The sequence below is a fragment of the Streptomyces hirsutus genome, assembly GCF_001418415.1.
GTDB classification, from domain to species: domain Bacteria; phylum Actinomycetota; class Actinomycetes; order Streptomycetales; family Streptomycetaceae; genus Streptomyces; species Streptomyces hirsutus.
The window spans coordinates 1-5,663 of the sequence record NZ_LIQT01000531.1 but is presented as its reverse complement, the minus strand read 5'-3'; the positions used below and the strand labels follow the sequence as shown (position 1 = coordinate 5,663).

General features: G+C 72.5%; 5 protein-coding genes and 1 pseudogene. 5 read left to right on the top strand and 1 reads right to left on the bottom strand.

The genetic code is table 11. The features are described from left to right. Both AOK11_RS33395 and AOK11_RS33390 read left to right on the top strand, forming a co-directional pair. On the top strand, positions 1-478 hold a 478-nt coding region (locus AOK11_RS33395; protein WP_055597422.1), incomplete at its 5' end, for a lytic polysaccharide monooxygenase. A gap of 285 nt (positions 479-763) precedes the next feature. Next, entirely contained in the window at positions 764-2,710 is a 1,947-nt protein-coding gene (locus AOK11_RS33390; protein WP_055597421.1) for a DUF1996 domain-containing protein, read from the top strand. Between the two features lie 437 nt (positions 2,711-3,147). On the opposite strand, the pseudogene AOK11_RS46930 reads toward AOK11_RS33390, so the two are convergent. Next, positions 3,148-3,393, bottom strand: a pseudogene (locus tag AOK11_RS46930) (SpoIIE family protein phosphatase); the annotation flags it as partial. Between the two features lie 195 nt (positions 3,394-3,588). Between AOK11_RS46930 and AOK11_RS33385 the strand changes: the two are divergent. From AOK11_RS33385 to AOK11_RS33375, 3 genes are all read left to right on the top strand, one after another. Continuing rightward, positions 3,589-4,197, top strand: a complete 609-nt coding sequence (locus AOK11_RS33385) for an AMIN-like domain-containing (lipo)protein (protein ID WP_420903038.1) — start codon at positions 3,589-3,591, stop codon at positions 4,195-4,197. Positions 4,198-4,300: 103 nt separating this feature from the next. Then, the gene (locus tag AOK11_RS33380) at positions 4,301-4,567 is read left to right on the top strand and encodes a hypothetical protein (RefSeq protein ID WP_055597419.1); all 267 of its coding nucleotides are present in this window, start codon (positions 4,301-4,303) and stop codon (positions 4,565-4,567) included. Between the two features lie 149 nt (positions 4,568-4,716). Further along, complete coding sequence (locus AOK11_RS33375) at positions 4,717-5,637, top strand: oxygenase MpaB family protein (protein WP_055597418.1); 921 nt, start codon at positions 4,717-4,719, stop codon at positions 5,635-5,637. Positions 5,638-5,663: the final 26 nt, after the last annotated feature.

Sequence of the window (5,663 nt, the reverse complement as noted above, 5' to 3'; positions counted from 1 at the left end):
GAACACACTCGTGCTCAGCCAAACCCCAGCAGCTCCCAACCCCAACGCCATGTGGAACTGGAACGGTCTCTACCGCGACGGCTCCGCCGGTGATTTCGAGGCAGTGATCCCCGACGGTCAGTTGTGCAGCGGCGGACGGACCGAGGGCGGTCGCTACAACTCCATGGACACGGTGGGCGCCTGGCGGACCACCGACGTGGACAACGACTTCACCGTCCAGTTGTACGACCAGGCGAGCCATGGCGCGGACTACTTCCTCGTCTACGTCACCCGGCAGGGCTTCGACCCCACCGCCCAGCCGCTGACCTGGGACGACCTCGAACTGGTGGCCACCACCGGCTCGTACGGCCCGAGCCGGAACTACTCGATTCCGGTGAGTACGTCCGGCTACAGCGGCCGCCATGTCGTCTACACGGTCTGGCAGGCCTCGCACATGGACCAGACGTATTTCCTGTGCAGTGACGTGAACTTCGGCTGACCAGCCGTTCCTTGCACTGCCCGGCCCCCGAAGTCCCCTCCGTGCAGGCCGAGTCGGGCGGGACCCGGGGGCTCGGGTGTGTCGGGGGGCCTGAGATTCTTCGAAGAAATCGTGAGGCGCTTGAACACACCGCGGAGCATCTACGTATGAGGCGTGGGAATTTCATGCCCCCCGCGACAGAAGCGTAGGAGTACTGCCTTGGCACGCAACACACGCAGGCGCCCCCGAGGGCCACAGCGCGCGACCTTCGCAGCGGTCGCGCTGATCCTGGGCGGAGGGGGGTTGATGGCGGCCAATGTCTATGCTTCCGCGACGGAGGACGACGCCGACGGGGCCGGTCAGACGCGGGTTCTCGGTGGCGCCACCATCGACTGCCCCGACGTGGGGACCAACCTGACCACGGTCCCCGAGAAGGCGCGGCCGGCCGTCGACAAGGAACTCGCGGCGCTGGACGAGCAGATCGCCCAGGCCTACCAGCGCCTGGCGGAGTCCGCTCCGGCCATTCAGCAGGACCCCGGCGTCGCCGACGAGAAGGTCGTGGGCCCGCTCGAGAAGGAGCGCTCCGCGACCCTCGACCGCATCTCGGGCGCCATGGAGCAGGAGGGCGACCGCCCCGAGGGCCTCGGCGAACTCGCCGACTGCTCCGTGGTCGACTCCGGTAACGCGTCCGCCCAGCCCGGCGACGGACAGGACGGGAACGGCCAGGAGGGCGGACAGGGAGAAGAAGGCGAACAGGGCGGCGGCGGGGGCGCAGGCCAGGAGCAGGGCGGCGGAAACGGCGGCCAGGCGGGCAACGGGCCCGTCGCCGCGGACTTCGTGGACATCAAGAGCATCCAGCCCAACGCGGCCAAGCCCGTCGAGTCGGGCGACGCCTCGAAGGGCACCTTCGTCAGCAGGTGCGGCGTCAACGAGAACGGCCTGTTCAACTCGGACAACGTGATCGCCGCCCCGGGCGTCGCCAACGGCGCGCACCACTTCCACGACTACATCGGCAACCAGGCCACCAACGCCTTCTCCAGCGACGACGAGCTGGCGGCGGCCGACACCACCTGTGAGAACCAGGGCGACAAGTCGTCGTACTACTGGCCCGTGCTGCGGCTGCAGAACGGCACCGAGGAGCAGGACGCCAATTCACCCGGCGGCGGAATCGAGGGCAACGTCGGTGAGATCGTGACGCCCAAGGAGGTCACGCTGACCTTCGTGGGCAATCCGCAGGGCGAGGTCACGGCCATGCCGAGGCTGCTGCGCATCATCACCGGTGACGCCAAGTCCTTCGTCAACGGCCCCGCCAACGCCAACGCGTCCTGGAGCTGCACCGGTTTCGAGGACCGGCAGCTGGCGGACAAGTACCCGCTGTGCCCGCAGGGCAGTGACGTGGTCCGTACCTTCGACTTCCAGAGCTGCTGGGACGGCCGCAACATCGACAGCGCCAACCACCGTACGCACATGGCGTTCGTGGACGCCCAGGGCAACTGCCCGTCCGGCTTCACGCCCGTGCCGCAGCTGGTCCAGCGCATCGTCTACGACGTCGACGCGCCCAGCCTGAACGACGGCGGCGCGACGACCCCGCTGTTCGCCGTGGACTCCTTCCCGGAGCAGCTGCACAAGCCGGGCACCGACCACGGCGACTTCATCAACGTCTTCGACGAGGACCTGATGCAGGAGATGGTCGACTGCATCAACGGCGACCGCACCTGCGGTGCGGGTGCCGGCGGTGGCGAGCAGCCGGGTGAGGACCCGGAGGAGGAGCCCACCGAGGCGCCCGAGGTCCCCGAGGAGGGCGGCAACGACAACGGCGGCGCGCAGCCGGGTGACAACGGCGGCAAGGACAACGGCGGCAAGGACAACGGGGGCAAGGACAACGGCAACGGCGGTGACGACCAGCAGGAGAACCCCTCGGAGCCCCCGGCCGACGCCCCGGCCACCGAGGAGCCCGCGGGTGACGACGCCACCACCCCGCCTGGCGACGCGCAGCCCGAGGTCCGGGCCTCGGCCAAGGGCGACAACGTGGCAGGCGCCGGTCAGGACGACGACGGAGCCGGCCAGGCGACGCCGGACGTGGGCACGGCGACCAACGACGGCGGACAGCAGGCCGCTGCCGCGGACTCCACCGAGCCGCAGGCAGTGAACGGAGGTCTGGCCGACACCGGAGCCCAGCTCTGGCCGGCGGCGCTGGGCGCCGTCCTGCTCGTCGCGGGAGTCGTGCTCCTGCGTCGCGTGCGACGCGCCTGAACCGAAACGTCCCGCCTGGTGAGGTGCGGGCACGGTACGACGGCGGCAGGTCCCCCCGGGACCTGCCGCCGTCGCATGCCCGGCACCCGAGGCGTCCGTGTCACCCGGCCCCGAGCCTGCCCGTCGTGCCCAGGTCGGGTTCGGGGACGACCGTCACCCGGTCCGCGCCGGGCTTCGCCCGCACCCGTGCGTAGGGGGCGTGGACGGCCGTGCCGTGCCGTGCTCCACCGTGTTGCGCCACACCAGTCCGGCCCGAGCGCTCTCGGAGCCGCAGTCGGTGAGCAGGAGAGCAGGAGAGCAGGAGAACACCGGTGAGGGCACCGGCAGCGAGGATTCCGGCGCGGGGAAGGTCGGACCCCTGTCGCCCGGCGGTACGCCGTGAGCAGCAGTGCCACGTCGTCGGGCCGGTCCTTTGTCCTGCGGGCCGTCCGGACCAGCCGACCGGCGAGCTCCTCCACCGAGTCCGTACCGCTGTGCGCGAGGGTGCGGCGAACGGTCCCGAGCCCGATCCTGGTCTCGATGTCGCTGCCGGGCTGCTCGACCAGCCCGTCGGTGTACAGCGCGAGGACGCTGCCGGGCTCCAGGGTGAGCGCCGTGACCGGGGAGAGGGCGTCCGCCTCGACGCCCGGCATCACGCCGCCCACGAGATCCAGGGTCTCGGTACGGCCGGCGGGGTGGCGCAGCAGCGGCGGGGCATGGCGGATCCGGATCGCGAAAGCACGGCCGGTGTCCGGTCCGGAGGCGCCCCGGGCATGAACCGGACATGCTGTTGGACGTGCTCCGAGCGCGAAACGGGATCTGCCCAGAAGAACGCAACCTTTGGGTCAACCAGGTCGTCTCACCCGATATCAGCAGGATGCAACCCCTGGGGGCAGGAAATAATGCAAACCAGAACCATCTACGTGACCCTGGCACTCGTAGGTGCCGCGCTGAGTACGGCGGCGACGCCCGCCCTCGCCGCCCCGTCCGCCGCTCCGGCGGCGACGGCCCCGTCCCCGGTCTGCCCCACCGGCTGGGGCAGTCTGGCCAAGAGCGCCACGGCCGGCACCGCCACGACCACGCCGGTCCGCGACGTCAGGACCGGCCGCCACGACTGCTACGACCGGATGGTCGTCGACCTGCCGGGCACGGGCGGCGGCAGTGCCGGAGCGGTCGGGTACACGGTCCGGTACGTCGACCGGCTGTACCAGGACGGCTCCGGCACGCACATCCCCGTCACCGGCGGCGCCGTCCTCGAAGTACGGGTGGCCGCACCGTCCTACGCCCCCGAGACCGGCGAGCCCACCTACCCCGCCCGCGCCGGGCAGCCGCTGCCGGGTGTGAACCCGGCCGGGTACCGCACCTTCAGGGACACCCGGTTCGCCGCCAGCTTCGAGGGCGACACCCAGATCGGGCTCGGCGTGCGCGCCCGGCTGCCGTTCCGGGTGCTGCAGCTCCAGGACCGCCTCGTCATCGACGTCGCCCACAGCTGGACGGGCGCCCGCTGACCTCCCGCACCGCCCGGCCGGAGCGGACGCGGGGAGGACGGAAGCCCCGGCTCCGCTCCGGCGCGGGGCGGCGATTGTCAGTGGGGGATGCCACCCTGCCGGTATGGACGAGCTGGAGTTCATGCGTGGCCGGGTCTACGGGGCGGACCACGACGATCCGGGACCGCGCGACGGGCGGTCCTACGTGGAACTGGCCGGCGGGCCGCTGGACGGTCTGCTGCTGGACATCACCGACCTTTGCGGGACGGAACTGCGAGGCGGTGTCGGGCTGCCCACCGAGATAGGGCGCTACGGCGCGGGCGGCCGCGCCGTGTACGTGCCCCGCGCCGGGGACGGGAGGGTGTTCGACTGGAGGGGGGACGTTCCGTGAGCGTGCCGGGGAGTGAGGCGGGCGCGGTGACCTGGCGGATCGCGGGTACCGGACGGGGAGCGGGCAGGCGTGGGAGCAGGCACAGCGCCGGGGCGCCGGCCGGTCACGCGCCGACCGGGCGTCGAGGGTGCAAGGAGGCGGTGCGAGCCATGGGACTCCTTTCGGACAACGGCCGGGTACTGCGCGACCGGATCGGCGAGGCGATCTTCTCCCGGGTGGCGGGACCGGACGGCCCCGACAACCGCGCCCGTATCCACGGGGCGCCCGGCCCGCGCTGGTTCGGTCCCGAGCGCCCCGTCCGGCAGGTGCACGGGGACGCCTCGATGTTCATCGGCGGGCTGTCGGCGCTGCTGCTCCAGTCGCTCCATCCGCTGGCCATGGCCGCCGTCGCGGGGCACTCGGGGTTCCGCGGCGACCCCTGGGGACGCCTCCAGCGGACCAGTACCTTCCTCGCCATGACCACCTACGGTCCGGCCGACAGCGCCCAGCGGGCGGTCGACCGGGTACGGGCCGTGCACGCGACGGTGTACGGCACCACCCCCGACGGTCGGGAGTACCGCGCCGCCGACCCCCATCTGCTGTGCTGGGTGCACATCGCGGAGGTCGACTGCTTCCTCCGTGCCCACCAGCGCTTCGGCGCCCGGCCGCTGGATGCCGCCGGCTGCGACGCGTACGTCGAGGACATGGCGCGCATCGCCACCGCGCTCGGCGTGCCCGACCCGCCGACGAACCGTGCCGAGCTCACCGACCGGCTCGCCGCCTACCGGGGCGAGCTGCGCTCCACACCCGAGGCACGCGGCGTGGCGCGCTTCCTGCTGCTCCACCCGCCCGTGCCGGTTCTCGCCCGGCTGCCGTACGGCGCCCTCGCGGCCGGCGCGGTGTCGCTGCTGCCCCTCTGGGCCTCGCGCGCGCTGCGGCTGCCCCGGGTGCCGCCCGCCGAGGGTGTGGTCGTCCGCCCGCTGGGCATCGCCGTCACCGCCGGCATCCGCTGGGCCCTGGCGCCGGGCGCGCCCGCACGGCACGGGCAGCGCCCGCGCCCGCCCGTACCCGGGCCGGGCGCCGACGGCTGACGTGTGTCGGCGCCCGGCCCGGGTAC

Bases quoted from the DNA above. Each gene is read 5' to 3' on its own strand.
- AOK11_RS33390 (WP_055597421.1), top strand. From the start codon at position 764: ATGGCGGCCAATGTCTATGCTTCCGCGACGGAGGACGACGCCGACGGG.
- AOK11_RS33375 (WP_055597418.1), top strand. From the start codon at position 4,717: ATGGGACTCCTTTCGGACAACGGCCGGGTACTGCGCGACCGGATCGGC.
- AOK11_RS33380 (WP_055597419.1), top strand. From the start codon at position 4,301: ATGGACGAGCTGGAGTTCATGCGTGGCCGGGTCTACGGGGCGGACCAC.